At 63.7% G+C, this 14,288-nt stretch carries 8 protein-coding genes; 2 read left to right on the top strand and 6 right to left on the bottom strand.

From position 1 onward, the window contains the following. Window positions 1-279: 279 nt before the first annotated feature. Window positions 280-3,636 (bottom strand): M10 family metallopeptidase C-terminal domain-containing protein, encoded by a 3,357-nt coding sequence (locus tag CV770_RS03705; protein ID WP_104461358.1) that lies wholly within the window; start codon window positions 3,634-3,636, stop codon window positions 280-282. A 198-nt stretch (window positions 3,637-3,834) separates the two neighbouring features. Between CV770_RS03705 and CV770_RS03700 the strand changes: the two genes are divergently transcribed. Beyond that, window positions 3,835-4,137: a hypothetical protein gene (locus CV770_RS03700; RefSeq protein WP_104461357.1), complete on the top strand. Its 303-nt coding sequence runs from the start codon at window positions 3,835-3,837 to the stop codon at window positions 4,135-4,137. A gap of 118 nt (window positions 4,138-4,255) precedes the next feature. Then, complete coding sequence (locus CV770_RS03695; protein WP_201759686.1) at window positions 4,256-5,449, top strand: CaiB/BaiF CoA transferase family protein; 1,194 nt, start codon at window positions 4,256-4,258, stop codon at window positions 5,447-5,449. Between the two features lie 77 nt (window positions 5,450-5,526). Here CV770_RS03695 and CV770_RS03690 read toward each other — a convergent pair whose 3' ends face one another. The 5 genes from CV770_RS03690 to CV770_RS03670 form a co-directional block, all read right to left on the bottom strand. Further along, entirely contained in the window at window positions 5,527-6,408 is an 882-nt protein-coding gene (locus tag CV770_RS03690) for an outer membrane protein (protein WP_104461356.1), read from the bottom strand. A gap of 158 nt (window positions 6,409-6,566) precedes the next feature. Then, complete coding sequence (locus CV770_RS03685) at window positions 6,567-8,090, bottom strand: tripartite tricarboxylate transporter permease (protein ID WP_104461355.1); 1,524 nt, start codon at window positions 8,088-8,090, stop codon at window positions 6,567-6,569. Window positions 8,091-8,101: 11 nt separating this feature from the next. Beyond that, window positions 8,102-8,644 carry a tripartite tricarboxylate transporter TctB family protein gene (locus CV770_RS03680; RefSeq protein WP_104461354.1) on the bottom strand — a complete coding sequence of 181 codons (543 nt, stop codon included), beginning with the start codon at window positions 8,642-8,644 and terminating at the stop codon, window positions 8,102-8,104. A gap of 187 nt (window positions 8,645-8,831) precedes the next feature. Next, complete coding sequence (locus CV770_RS03675) at window positions 8,832-9,806, bottom strand: Bug family tripartite tricarboxylate transporter substrate binding protein (RefSeq protein ID WP_165637466.1); 975 nt, start codon at window positions 9,804-9,806, stop codon at window positions 8,832-8,834. A 205-nt stretch (window positions 9,807-10,011) separates the two neighbouring features. After that, window positions 10,012-13,917 (bottom strand): beta strand repeat-containing protein, encoded by a 3,906-nt coding sequence (locus CV770_RS03670; protein WP_201759685.1) that lies wholly within the window; start codon window positions 13,915-13,917, stop codon window positions 10,012-10,014. Window positions 13,918-14,288 lie beyond the last annotated feature (371 nt).

The raw sequence follows: 14,288 nt of genomic DNA, 5'->3' as shown, positions 1-14,288 counted from the left end.
GCCACTTCGCATCACGCAACTGTTGCGCGACAGACGGCGAGCTTTCTAGTGGTCGTGCCGGAACAGGCAAGGTTCAATTCGACGTGTACATTTTATGAGGAATCTTACGCCATGAATGCGCCTACGGCGTCGCCAACCTCGTCCGGGGTAGCCGTTCGTGACGGTCAGCCCAGAAGCGATCGCAAACACGCGGTGCATCTCACACGAATAACGATGCGATCCGCCTGCCATGACAGGAGGGATCGCCCGCGCTGCGTCGATTCGGCGCGACGCGTGCCGTCAGCTCAGCAGGAAGCCATGTTCGTGCAGGTTGTGAAAAAACTCGGTCAGAATGTCGATCACAGCCGCGTCGTGGCTCCCCGCCGGTTGAGTCCACTGCTCTGCGGTCTGCGTACTGGCCGGCGCGGGCATGGCGTCCGGCAGCTCGGACGGGACGGCCGATGAGATTCCGCTCTCAGTGAAATTGAACGCAAAGCCATCACCGGAGGCGCCGAGCCCCGCAGTCGCGGGCGGCGCTGCGCCGATGGCGCCGTCGCCATTGAGGTCCTGGTGAAGCGTCGGCTCCAGCGCCTTCAGCGATGGATCATTCCCCAGCACCTCGGGAGCCGCCGCGAGCGTGGTCAGGAAGTTGCCGGTGCTGTCCGTGCTCCACACGGAGTAATGGCCGTTTGCCGAGTTCTTCCAGACCACGTCATAACCGCCGCCCGACACCTGCTCGGCGGCAGTGACCGACCAGGTGCCGAAATTCGCCGCGATCACCGTAGCCCCGGCGTATTTCAGGACGGGGCCGGTGCCGGTCGAGATGTCGGCCAGATAATAGTTGCCACCTGACAGGATCGTTTTGGTCGATCCGAGCGCCTCGACCGTGACACCGCCGATGATGGGGACCCCGATCGTGCCGTCGCCGTTGAGATCCTGATGGAGTGTCGGCTCCAGTGCCTGCAGGGACGCATCGGTCCCCAGCACTTCGGGGGCGGCGGCAAGGGTCGCCTGGAAGTTGCCGGTGCTGTCGGTGCTCCAGACGGAATAATGCGCGTTCGCCGAATTCTTCCAGACGACGTCATAACCGCCGCCCGACACCTGCTCGGCGGCAATGACCGACCACGTGCCGAAATTCGCTGCGATCACCGTTGCCCCGGCGTATTTCAGAGTGGGGCCGGTGCCGGATGAGATGTCGGTCAAATAATAGTTGCCACCTGACAGGACCGTCTTGGTCGATCCGAGCGCCTCGACCGTGACGCCGCTGACGACGGGGACGCCGGTCATGCCGTCGCCGTTGAGATCCTGATGGAGTGTCGGCTCCAGTGCCTGCAGGGACGCATCGGTCCCCAGCACTTCGGGGGCTGCGGCGAGAGTCGTCAGGAAGTTGCCGGCGCTGTCCGTGCTCCAGACGGAATAATGCGCATTCGCCGAATTCTTCCAGACGACGTCATAACCGCCGCCTGCCACCTGCTCGGCGGCAATGACCGACCACGTGCCGAAATTCGCTGCGATCACCGTCGCCCCGGCATATTTCAGGGTGGGGCCGGTGCCGGATGAGATGTCGGTCAAATAATAGTTGCCACCTGACAGGACCGTCTTGGTCGATCCGAACGCCTCGACCGTGACGCCGCTGGCGATGGGGACGACGGGGACCCCGGTCGTGCCGTCGCCGTTGAGGTCCTGATGGAGCGTCGGCTCCAGTGCCTGCAGGGACGCATCGGTCCCCAGCACTTCGGGCGCGGCGGCAAGCGTCGTCAGGAAGTTGCCGGTGCTGTCGGTGCTCCAGACGGAATAGTGCGCGTTCGCCGAATTCTTCCAGACGACGTCATAACCGCCGCCCGCCACCTGCTCGGCGGCAATGACCGACCACGTGCCGAAATTGGCTGCGATCACCGTCGCCCCGGCATATTTCAGGGTGGGGCCGGTGCCGGTCGAGATGTCGGCCAGGTAATAGTTACCACCCGACAGGACCGTTTTGGTCGATCCGAACGCCTCGACCGTGACGCCGCTGACCACGACGACGCCGGGGACCCCGGTTGTGCCGTCGCCGTTGAGATCCTGTTGCAGCGTCGGCTCAAGCGCCTGAAGAGACGCGTCGGTCCCCAGCACTTCCGGGGCTGCAGCGAGGGTCGTCAGGAAGTTGCCGGTGCTGTCCGTGCTCCAGACGGAATAGTGCGCGTTCGCCGAATTCTTCCAGACCACATCATAGCCACCGCCCGACACTTGCTCGGCGGCAATGACCGACCACGTGCCGTAATCGGCCACGTTGACCACGGCGCCTCCGAATTTCAGGACAGGCCCGCTGCCGGTGGAGATGTTGTTCAAGTAATAATTGCCATTCGTCAGAACCACGCTGGTCGATCCGAACGCCTCGACCGCGGTCGGCACGAGAGTGGAACTGGCGACCGCGACGCCCCCGAATTGGAAATACTCGACGCCGATGACGGTGTCGGTGCCGTCGGGCGAGCCACTGCGCAAGTCGGTCAGAGTGAAGGTCTGTGTCGCTGCGTTGTATGAGACTGTGTAGTTGGCCCGGCTGCCCGAATACACCGCGGTGTCGGTGCCCGAGCCGCCGATGATAGTGTCGTTGCCCGCCCCGCCGGTGATCGTGTCGTTGCCGCCGCCGCCGTTCAGCGTGTTGGCGATGGCGTTGCCGACGATGGCGTCGTTGCCGGATCCGCCGATGGCGTTGTCGATGTAGGAGCGTGCGTCGCCGTTATAGAGATAGGCGTTGTAGACGTTGCCCGATGCGTAATGGCCGTTGCCCAGATAGGCCAGCTGCACGGAGGAGAACACCGACGAGGCGCCGGGGTTGAGATTGATGCTCAGGTTCGTCGTGTAGTTCGACAGGTCGTAGGTATCGACGCCGCCGCCGTCCCAGACCGTCTCGTAGATGCGGTTGGCCGAGCCGCCGACGCCGCCGCCCGGCGCGAGCTGTCCGACACCGTTGATGAACTCCTGCCCGGTGGTCGGATTCCAGGTGTAGACGGTGCTGCCGCTCTGGGTCGTGTAGTCCGCGCCGTACATCGTCTGCAGCGCGAGGATATCGTTGGCCATATAGGTCTGCGAGTATCCGTACGCTTCATTGGTGTAGCCGGACGTGGTCGAACCGCCGACATAGCTGCGATAGCTCATGACGGTGTATTCGCTGTCGTCATGCGCGCTCGGCACCGCGACGTTGGCCGGGCCGCCGGCCTCCTGGCTGTGCTTGAGGCCAAAGGCATGGCCGAGCTCATGCAGCGCGGTAGTGAAGTAATAATTGCCGAGCTTGGCCAGCGAGAAATTGTATTGGGTGCCGAACCAGATGTCGCCGCCGGACGCGTAATTGCCGGGATAGTAGGCGTAGGCGGTCGGATTGGCCGCCGGCGACTGCGCGATCATGATGTCGGCGCCGTTCGTGCCCGCGTACTGGATGTCGGCGTTGGTGTAACTGAGGATCAGCCCGATCGCGTAGTTGATGGCCGCCTGGATCTGGGTGGGCGCCGAGGCAAAGCCCGAAGTGGTCGGCTCGCTGCTGCCGCCGTAATAGGGATTGGGGTAGTCGCTGGATGCGTCAGGAAAACTGTAGGTGATCGTGCCGGTCCATTTGTAGCCGGACAGCAGGCCGTCGATCTCGGCGTTGTTGGTGGCACTGACATTAACAGCGGTAGCCAATGGACTCTCCAGAGCAACGGGTCGCGTGCGATTCGGGACGAAAGCACATGATTCTAGCGTGAGAGTTAAACGTTTCGTTTAAATTGGGCAGCTCCGCCTGCCCCTCTTCCATAAGACTGTGTTAGCCATCAGATCCCGTAGTCATACGGGGCGCAACAACAGCCTCGGTTCCTGCGGCACCATAATTTGCAGGGTTTCATGAAACGACGTTCACTTATGGCCGGTCTGTTTGGCGCCTTGATGGCGCTTGCCGGACTGAGTCATCAACCCTTCGGAGGACTGCCTGTCATGGTGGAGAAGGCCAATGCGGACGACAAAGGCAAGGCGGCGCGTGCGCCCTCCATGCCGATGGCCCGCGATCCCGCCGTTGCGGTGGCAGAGGAATACGAAGCCGCCCGCCGCAGGGGAACGCGGGAGGCGCTCGAGCTCTTCATTGCGCGCCACGGCGATGATCCCCTGGCCGAGCAGGCACGCACGGAGTTGAAGCGCCTGTCGCGCTGATCGCTCGGGCACCGCATCAGGCATGGCATTTCGGTAGGCGGCATCGGCGCCGGGCCGGCTTGTCGTGTGGTCGTTCGGCACTATGGTAGGCCCGCAATCTGTCCCGGAGCCTCTCAAGATGCCCTTTCCGCATGCCTCGGAAGCCCTGTCGCGCTTCACCGTGCTCGATCTGACCCGCGTCCGCTCCGGGCCCACCTGCGTGCGGCAGCTGGCGGACTGGGGCGCCAACGTCGTCAAGATCGACGCGCTGACCGAGGATGCTGGCGGCGAGCAGCCGGGCGGACCTCGCCGGGGTTCCGACTTCCAGAATTTGCACCGCAACAAGCGGGCCATGACGCTGAACCTGAAGGACGAGCGCGGGCTCGCATTGTTCAAGCGCCTCGCCGCCAAGGCCGACGTCGTGGTCGAGAATTTCCGGCCCGACGTGAAGAAGAAGCTCGGCATCGACTATGAGAGCCTTGCCGCAATCAACCCGCGCATCGTCTATGGCAGCATCTCCGGCTTCGGCCAGGACGGCCCCTATCACAAGCGGCCCGGCTTCGATCAGATCGCGCAAGGCATGGGCGGGCTGATGTCCATCACCGGGGCGCCGGGCGAAGGCCCGATGCGGGTCGGCATCCCCGTCGCCGACCTGACGGCCGGGCTGTTCTGCGCCATGGGCATCCTCACCGCGCTGCTCGAGCGCGAGGTCTCGGGCAAGGGCCAGTGGGTGCAGACCTCGCTGCTCCAGGCCCAGATCTTCATGCTCGACTTCCAGGCCGCGCGCTGGCTGATGGAGAAGGAGGTCGCCAAGCAGGCCGGCAACAACCACCCGACCAGCATTCCGACCGGCGTGTTCAAGACCTCGGACGGCTACATCAACATCGCCACCACGGGCGGGCGGATCTGGGAGCGCTGCGCCCAGGCGGTCGGCGCACCGGAACTCTATGCCCATCCCGACTATGCGACGGCCCCTGCCCGCTCCAAGAATCGCAACGCGCTCAACGCCGAGATCGAGAAGCGCACCGTGACGAAGTCGACCGAGACCTGGGTCAGCGAGCTCAACGAGGCCGGCGTGCCCTGCGGGCCGATCTACGCGATCGACCAGATGTTCGAGGACGCCCAGGTCAAGCATCTCGGCATCGCCCAGGACGTGCCGAACGACGAGGACCGCCACATCCGCCTAGTCGGCCAGCCCGTGACGCTGTCGCGCACGCCGAGCAGGATGGTGGCGCGGCCGCCGGAATTCGGCGAGCAGACCGACGAGGTCCTGATGGAATTCGGCCTCAGCGCGGACGAGATCAGCAAGCTCAGGGACGCCAAGGTGGTGTGAGCCCTCGCCTGACGTCGCCAAACGACAAAGCCCGGCGCGAGCCGGGCTTTGCTTCTTGTTGGACGCCTCTGTTGATCTTAGTACCTGGCGACGACCGGGCTGTCGAACTGGTAGTTGATGCCGGCGCGCAGGATGTGGTCGGTGAAGTGCGACGAGACATTGGCGCTGATCGGCAAGGCGGGCGACAGCGTGAACGGACCGGACGAGAAGCGCCCGAGATCCATGTAGAGATATTCGAGCTTGGCGCTCCAGTTCCGGGTGATCTTGCCCTCGACGCCAACGCCGGCGGTCCAGCCGACGCGCGTGGTTGAGTTGGAGCCGACCGATGTAATCGGAGCGCCAAAGGGCGCAATGCCGCTGAAGCTCGTCATCGTGCCTGTGGTCTTGATTTCGCCGAAGGCCAGACCGCCGGTGCCGTAGAACAGCACCTTCGGAGTCGCCAGGATGCCAACGCGGCCCCGGACCGTGCCGAACCACTGGAGCTTCTGGTCGACCGTCAAGGTCGTGCCAGCCAGACCGCCGGGCGGCAAGAACGTCAGGCCGGGAAGACAGGGTCCGGCGACCGGCGCGACGGCAGTACCGACGCAGCTGAAGCCGGCGCTGCCCTTCTCGCCCGACCACTGGAGGTCGCCCTCGATGCCATAGACCCAGTTGGCATTTTGCCAATTGTAGCCGGCTTGGCCGCCCGCGATACCGCCGTTCATGTCGAACGCCCCACTGGTGATGGAGCCGGCCGGAGGCGCGATCGGTGTGCCAGTCGGCGTGTTAAAATAGGATACGTCGGTGCGCGAACGGCCCCAGCTGTAGCCGCCATTGGCGCCGACGTACCAGCCGGTCCAGCTCCACACCGGATCGACGATAGGCGCCTTCACATAGGGTCTTGCTGCGATATCGGCAGCCAACGCGCCCGTCGCGAACAGCGACATCGCCGCTGCCATTCCAATCACGATCCGCTTCATGGAGACCCCCCCCCCTCCGCACAATTTTGTGATCAAAACATACGCCACCGCCTGCCCAAAGGCTGTGCCATGCCGGCAACATCCAGAAACAATCGCAGCGTGTGGCGCCCCGGACCACAACGACATGCCATCCCTTTATGTAATTGAATCCAAACGAATTATGATTGTCGCGATGTCGCCCTGGTCCGCTGCGTCCATCCGACGCGGGAAAGCATGCCGTCGATCACCGGCCAGAACAGCAGGACGATCGCGAGCGTCGTGACCGAGCCGACCAGGCCGTTCGACCAGAACACCTTGAGGTCGCCGCCGGAGCCGATCATCGAAAGACGAAAGGCGTCCTCGGCGCGATTGCCGAGCACGAGCGCGAGGGTGAACGGCGCCAGCGGAATGCCGATCTTCTTGAAGACGTAGCCGACGATGCCGAAGCCGAGCATCAGCCAGATGTCGAACATCGCGTTCTGGATCGCGTAGGCGCCGATCGCGCAGGACACCACGATCATCGGCGCCACCGCGGCAAACGGCACGCGCAGGATCGAGGCGAAGATCGGCACCGTCGTCAGCACCAGCACGAGGCCGACGACATTGCCGAGATACATCGAGGCGATCAGGCCCCAGACGAAGTCCTTGTGCTCGACGAACAGCAGCGGCCCCGGATTGAGCCCCCACACCATCAGGCCGCCGAGCAGGATCGCCGCGGTGCCCGAGCCGGGAATGCCGAGCGCCAGCATCGGCAGCAGCGCCGACGTGCCTGACGCATGCGCCGCCGTCTCCGGCGCGAACACGCCCTCGATGCGGCCCTTGCCAAAACTTTCGGGATCCTTGGCGAAACGCTTGGCAAGGTTGTAGCCCATGAAGGAGGCCGCGATCGCGCCGCCCGGGGTGATGCCGAGCCAGCAGCCGATGAAGGAGGAGCGCAGCAGCGTCGCCCAGTATTTCGGCAGGTCCTTCCAGACGCCGAGCACGACGCGGAGCGAAATGCTTGCGGCGTGCCCGCGCAACGCCAGCCGCTCCTCCATCGTCAGCAGGATCTCGCTGATACCGAACAGGCCGATCACGGCCACCAGGAAGTTGATGCCGCGGAGCAGCTCCGGCGAGCCGAAGGTCATGCGGAGATTGCCCGACACGGTATCCATGCCGATGCCGGCGAGCAGCAGCCCCAGCGACATCGAGATGACGGTCTTGTGCTTGGCCTCGCGCCCCAATCCGACGAACGAGCAGAATGTCAGCAGATAAACCGCGAAAAACTCGGGCGGGCCGAACTTCAGCGCAAAGGACGAGATCATCGGCGCGAGGAACGTGATCAGCAGCACCGCGACCAACGAGCCGATAAAGGAGGATGTGAACGCTGCGGTCAGCGCCTCCGCCGCCCTGCCCTGCTGCGCCATTGGATAGCCGTCGAAAGTGGTCGCGACCGACCAGGCTTCGCCGGGGATGTTGAACAGGATCGATGTGATTGCGCCGCCGAACAGCGCGCCCCAATAGATGCAGGACAGCATCACGATCGCCGAGGTCGGATCCATCGTGAAGGTGAGCGGCAGCAGGATCGCGACGCCGTTGGGGCCACCGAGGCCCGGCAGCACGCCGACGAAGATGCCGAGCACCAGCCCGACCATCATCAGGACGAGCGTCTTCCACGTCAGCAGGACGGCAAAGCCGTGAAGCAGGAGACCGAAAGCTTCCATCGCGGGACCGCCTAGCGGCCGAAGGCCGCTTCGAGCGGCCCTTTCGGCATGATGACGTCGAAGGCGACATCGAATGTGACGAACATGATCGCCGTGAACACAAGAGCGGTGAGCAGCGACTTCCACAGGGCGATCTTGCCGACGAAGCGCATGAAGCCCGAGATCAGGAGGAAGCTCGCGACATAGAGGCCGAGGAACTGCATCACGAGGCAGAACAGCAGCGTCGGCACGAACACCGCCATGACGCGGCGGGCCTGTGCGCGCGTGACGAAGGTTCCGGACGCCGCACGCCGCGCCAGCAGCGCCACGATCAGGCCGTAGAGGCTGCCGCCGCCGAGGATGACCGAGAGATAGAACGGAAAATAACCGGGTTCGGGCCCGGTCGAATCCCAGGATGCGCCGGTGCGCCAATTGTCGTAGCCGAGCGTGACGGCCAGCGCGAGCAGCAGCAGGCAGACGACGATCTCGATCGTGCCGGACGAGACGACGGAAGGCGAGTCGTCTTCGGGCGCGGTCGGATCGTCGACGACGATTTCAAGATCGGTTTGGGACATGAGCTAACAACAAACGCCGCGGCTGATCCCCTCTCCCCCGCTTGCGGGGAGAGGGTTAGGGTGAGGGGGAGTCTCCACAGGGACGGTGAAAGTTGAGCTCGCGGAGAGTCCCCCCTCACCCGGATCGCATCTTACGATGCGATCCGACCTCTCCCCGCAAGCGGGGAGAGGGAAAAGAGAGGGACGACTACTTCGCGACGAATCCGGCTTCGGTCATCAGCGACTTGTTGATGGCATCATCCTCCTCGAGGAACTGCACCATGTCCTTGCCCGTGAGGAAGATCGGCTTCAGCGCCTGCTTCTCCATGTAGTCCTTGTATTCGGCGGTCTGCGTCACCTTGTGGAACAGCTCGACATAGAACGCCTGCTGCTCGGCGGTCACCTTGCCGGGCAGGAACATCGCGCGCAGCATCAGATATTGCACGTCGACGCCCTCCTCCTTGCAGGTGGGGATGTCGGCCCAGGACTGCGTGTCCGTCACCTTGCTGGTGTAGGAGATCCGCTCCTTGTCGAACACGCAGAGCGGACGCACCTGGCCGGCGCGCCAGACTTCGAGGTTTTCGGATGGATTGTTGACGTTGGCTTCGGTGTGGTTGCCGACCAGCTGGGTTGCAGCCTCGCCGCCGGACTTGTAGGGCAGATAGGAGAATTTTGCGCCGGTCTTCTGCTCGAGGAAGACGGTCAGCACATGGTCCTCGCGCTTGGAGCCGGTGCCGCCCATCTTGAACGGCGCGCTCGCCGCCTTCGCGGCCGCGACGAACTCCTTCACCGTCTTGGGGCCCGCGCTGTTGTCCCAGAGCACGAACTGGTCGAGCGCGACCACCGAAACCGGGGTCAGCTCACGCCAGTTGAACGGGATCTTGGCCGACAGCGGCAGCATGTAGATCAGCGAATAGGCGATCAGCACCTTGTTCGGATCGCCCTCGCTGGACTTCATGTACATCAGCGCTTCCGCACCCGAGGCGCCGCCCTTGAGCGAGACGACGATCGGCTGCTTCATCAGATTGTTCTTCTGGATCGCGGCCTGCATCATCCGCGCCATCTGGTCGGAGGCGCCGCCCGCGCCCGCCGCCACCACGATCTCGACGGGCTTTGCCGGCTCCCAGCCTGCAACAGCCGGCGTGCCGCAAAGCGCAACTGTCAGCGCAATCGCGGCCTTCATTCCATGTCCCACGGGCGTCTTCCCTATGTTCTTGTTCGGATTGGAAATTCAGAGATGAATTCAACGACCATTGTGCTGGCGAATCCGGCCAAGTTCAAGCCATCCGACGTCGTCCCCGTTATGACTTTGGAATGAGATGACGCAACGCAAAAAAGCGGGCTCCTTGCGGAGCCCGCACCTTGAGACCTGGAGCTCGGCCCGCTCGCTACACGACAAATATGTCGTGCTGATTGAGCAGCACGCCGTTCTGGACGCTGACAACGGCAACCGCCGCGCCTTGCGTCCCGTCGGCGCTGTAATAGAGCGTCTGGTTGCCGGTGTCGAAATGGAATTGGGAGAAGCCCGAGAACACATCGTCACCTGAGGTCTCGAACGTCACGTCCATCCCTGCCGTCAGCCCGCCACCGAAGCTGCTCGCGGAGACGGCGATGCGGTCGTGCTCAGTGGTGTTGTTGAAGTCGCCGATCGTGCTCGGACCGGATGGTTGGAGGAAGGCGAAGGTATCGTTGCCACCGCCGCCGGTCATCGCATGGCCACCGACCGTGGCGATCAGCACGTCGTTGCCGCCGCCCCCGCTCATGGTCTCGGTCCCGTTGGTCGCGATCAGGATGTCGTCGCCGCCCGTGCCGGTCAGCGCGCTCGCGCCCGCCGTGTTGTTGATGATTGTTGCCGTGGTCGCATTGGACGAGGTCGTTCCATCGGAGGTGGTGTAGCTGAACGAGCCGCCAAGCGTCCCGTCGTCGGTGAAGAAGGCATCTCCGAATGCGAAAGCCCCACCACCGGAGCTCGTCGTGATACCGCCAAGCGAAAGATGGTCGATGGTGTCGGAATCGGTGTCGTTCAAGGCGAGGGCCCAGCTCGGAATCTGGACCGTCGCATTGGCGCCGACATCGGTGATCACGGTCTCGCTGGCCGCCGTCGGCGCATCATTGGTGCCATTGATGGTGACGGTGACATCCTGCGTGGTCGAGCCGCCGTTGTTGTCGGCGATCGTCACCAGATAATCCTGGGTCAGCGTCTGCCCCTGCGCCAGGAACTGGATGTCGGCATTGTCGACCGTGAAGTGCCAGGCGAGCGAACCGGCGCCGCCTGCCTCGCTGACCGGATCGAGCGAGAACGTGCCGACATAGCCGCTGCCGTTCGGAACGAAGCTCGCGCTGTGCGTCTCCCCCGTCTCGGCGTCGGAGAACGACAGCGAGCCCGCCGTGGATTCGGTAGCCGGCCCCGTCGCCGGGCTGACGCTGACGGAATCGAGGATCATGCCGGTGTCATTGTCCTCGTAGGAAAACTGCAGCCGCGTCGATGACAGCACGCCGTCGCCGAGCACATCGAAGGAATAATGATTGACGCCGGCCGGCACGTTGCCGAGCGACAGGATCGTGGCGCCGTCCCACGATACCGTGAACGGCGCACTGACGCTCTCGGGATCGCCGATGACGTCGAAGCTGACGAAATAGTGCTGGCCGGGCGTGGTCGCGACGTTCTGCGACAGCGTTTCCGGATTGCTCGTCGGCAACAGCTCGACCGAATAATGGCCGAAGCTGCCGCCGAGCTCGAGCTGCGCGACGTGGATGTGACCGCCACCACTCACCGTCCAATTGGCTAAATTGCCGGTCTCGAAATCGCCGTTGAGGATCACCGGCGGCCCGGCGTCCTCGGTGACCGCTCCGCTGAGATTGGCTGCCGTAACTAGCGGATTGTCGTTGGCGCCGGCGATATCGAAGGTGATCGTGGTCGAGGCCTGGTGGCCCTGGCCGTCATCGACCGTGAAGGTGAACTGGTCGGTGACATTGTCGCCGGCGAGTAGCGCGTCGACCGACGCATCCGCGACATAGCCGTAGGAGCCGTCTGCGTTGAGCACCAGCGTTCCATGCGCGCCGGCGACCGAAGTGCCGACATTGGCGGCGCTGCCGTTGACCTCGGTAATGGTCCGCGGCGTGCTCTGATCGACCGGCTGGGTAATGTCGAAGATGGCGCCGGTGGCGATTCCCGTACCGGCATCCGGGCCCGCCGTATCGGACGCCGCGATCGTCAGCGGCGTCAGGATCAGCGGATCAGCCGCACCGTCGATGGTCACGGTGACGGTCTGGACCGAATTGATAAAGCCGTCCCAGACATTGACGTCGTATTGCACCGTCAGCGTCTCGCCGACACTCAGGAAGTCGAGATCGGCGTCGGGAATGCTGAAGGTCCAGTCGATGCTGCCGATTCCAGTGCCTGTGGAATCATGCAGCACCGTCGCGAGCGCCGATTGAAGGTCGACCAGCGTCTGCGCCGGGGCGGCAAAGCTATTGGCCGACCACACCGCCGAATTCAGCACGACGCTGACGGAATGCGTGTCCGACAGATCGACGTCATTGAAGCTCAGCGTTCCCGTCGGCACCGGACTGGTGGTGTCGGGCGACTGCGATCCGGTCACGCCAGGCTGCTCGGACAGCGACGCGGATCCCGGTCCGCTGGTGATCACCGGCGCGTCGTTGGCGCCGGTGATGACGACGGAGACGGTCTGCGTCGAACTGGTCGAGCCGTCCGCGACCTTGATGTTGTACGTCACCGTCAGCGTCTCGTTGAACGCGAGATAGTCGAGATCGTTGTCGGCAATCGCAAAGTTCCAGTCGATGCTGCCGGTGCCGGTGCCCGTGGAATCGTGCAATGTCGTCGTCAGCGCCGCTGCGAGATCCGCCTGCGTCGCGGCGGGCGGTGTCGGCCCTGAGGTCGAGTCCAGCGTGACCGTTACCGTGTGCGTATCGCTGGTGTCCTGGTCGGTGAAGGCGAGCGTGCCCGCCGGGATCGTCGGCGTCGTGTCCAGGACCGGGGAGCCCGTCGTGGCGTCCTGCTCGGCGACGGTGGAGGATTCCGGACCGCTCGTGATCACCACGGGCTGGTTGACGCCAAGGACGGTGATGGTGACGTCCTGGGTCGTGGAGCCGCCGTGACCGTCGTCGACCGTGACGTGATAGACGAGCTCGAGCGTCTCGCCGCCGTTGAGGAAATTGGCGGAGGAATTGGGAAACGCGAAATTCCAGTCGACCTCGCCGATCAGATGACCCGTCGAATCCTGAAGCGCGGTGCCGAATGCCGCCAGCAGCTGCGCATTGGTCAGCGGGATCGCTCCGCCGCCCGAACGGGTTGCGGTGACGGTCGTCGATACCGTGTGCGCGTCGGCAAGATCGATGTCGGTGAAGAGCAGGCTGTCATGTGCGGTGAGATTGCCGCCGGGGTCGACATTCTGATTCTCGACGAGCGCGGCCGATTCCGGGCACGATAGGAAAAATGGCCTGTCGTTGGTGCCGACCACCGTCACGTTGACCGTCTGCGTCGAGATCCCGCCGGCATGGTCGTCGAGCTGCACCGTGTAGGTGATGTCGAGATGCTGGCCCGCCGAAAGATAGTCGAAGGCGAGATCGGGCGCGGAGAAGGTGGTGTTGATGGTGCCGGTAGCCGAGCCCGAATTCTTGACGACGTTGTCGACGTGATAGAACGACATCAGCTCGGCGTTGCCGAACGGGCCCGGCAACAGGCCCGCGGTGGCACCGGAGGCGAAGACGCCGATCACTGTCGCGGTGTGCCCGGTGTTGGCGAGGTCGTCATCGGTGAAGTTGAGCGCGACGTGAACCGTGTCGGGCGAGAGCGACAGCGTCTGGTTGGTCTGCTCGGTAACTGTCGCCGCCGTGGTCATGTTCATCACCGGCTTGTCGTCGGTACCGGTGATGGTGATCTTGACGGTCTGGATCGCGAAGCCGCCGTGGTTGTCGAGGATCTTGACGTCGTAGGTCAGGACCAGCGTCTGGTTCTTGGCCAGGAAGTCGAAATCCTGGTCCTGGTCGCTGAAACTCCATTTGAGCTGGCCCGAGCCGTTTGAATCGCTCAATATCTGCGATTGCATCGCGGCCTGGAAATGCGCAAGCGAGGCCGCCGGGACGATCGTTCCGCCCGAGACCACCGCGGAATGCAGCGTCGCCGACGTCGTATGGGTGTCGGTCCTGTCGCTGTCCCTGAAGCTCATCGTCCCGGACAGAGTGTGCAGCGTGGTCGAATCGTTGAGGTTGGCAAATTCGGTGAAGCTGCCCGTCGCGGATGACGAGGTGAAAACCGGCGTGTGGTTGGTCATGGAAAAATCCCTGCCTGCGTTGCCATGGAGGCGCCGCCGCACGAGGGCGCGGCGACGTGACTGATCGGTCTGAGAAATCAGACGAGACTCAACGGTCTTGCATCGAAGCGTTGGCTTAGGGTCTTGATCTAGGGGCTTGGGCTTGTTCGCGAGGCCGTACCCGGGATGGTCGGCAGCAATGAAATTCTGGCGCGGCTCGCGTCGTGGAAATTACGTCGCTATGTCTTCAGTTCAATTTCAGTTCAATGACGCCCGGTTGCAGGACGGTCGGTCAGAACGCTTCGCAAAATTCACGTCAATCGATTCAATCGGACTTAAAATCACTTGCTGGCCGGCCTGTCGGCACGAGGAATACGAGAAGGCATCATGCA

It is taken from the genome of Bradyrhizobium sp. AC87j1 (assembly GCF_002936975.1).
Taxonomy (GTDB): Bacteria; Pseudomonadota; Alphaproteobacteria; order Rhizobiales; family Xanthobacteraceae; genus Bradyrhizobium; species Bradyrhizobium shewense.
The sequence above is the reverse complement of the archived record's forward strand: the minus strand, read 5'-3'. Positions and strand labels throughout refer to the sequence as shown.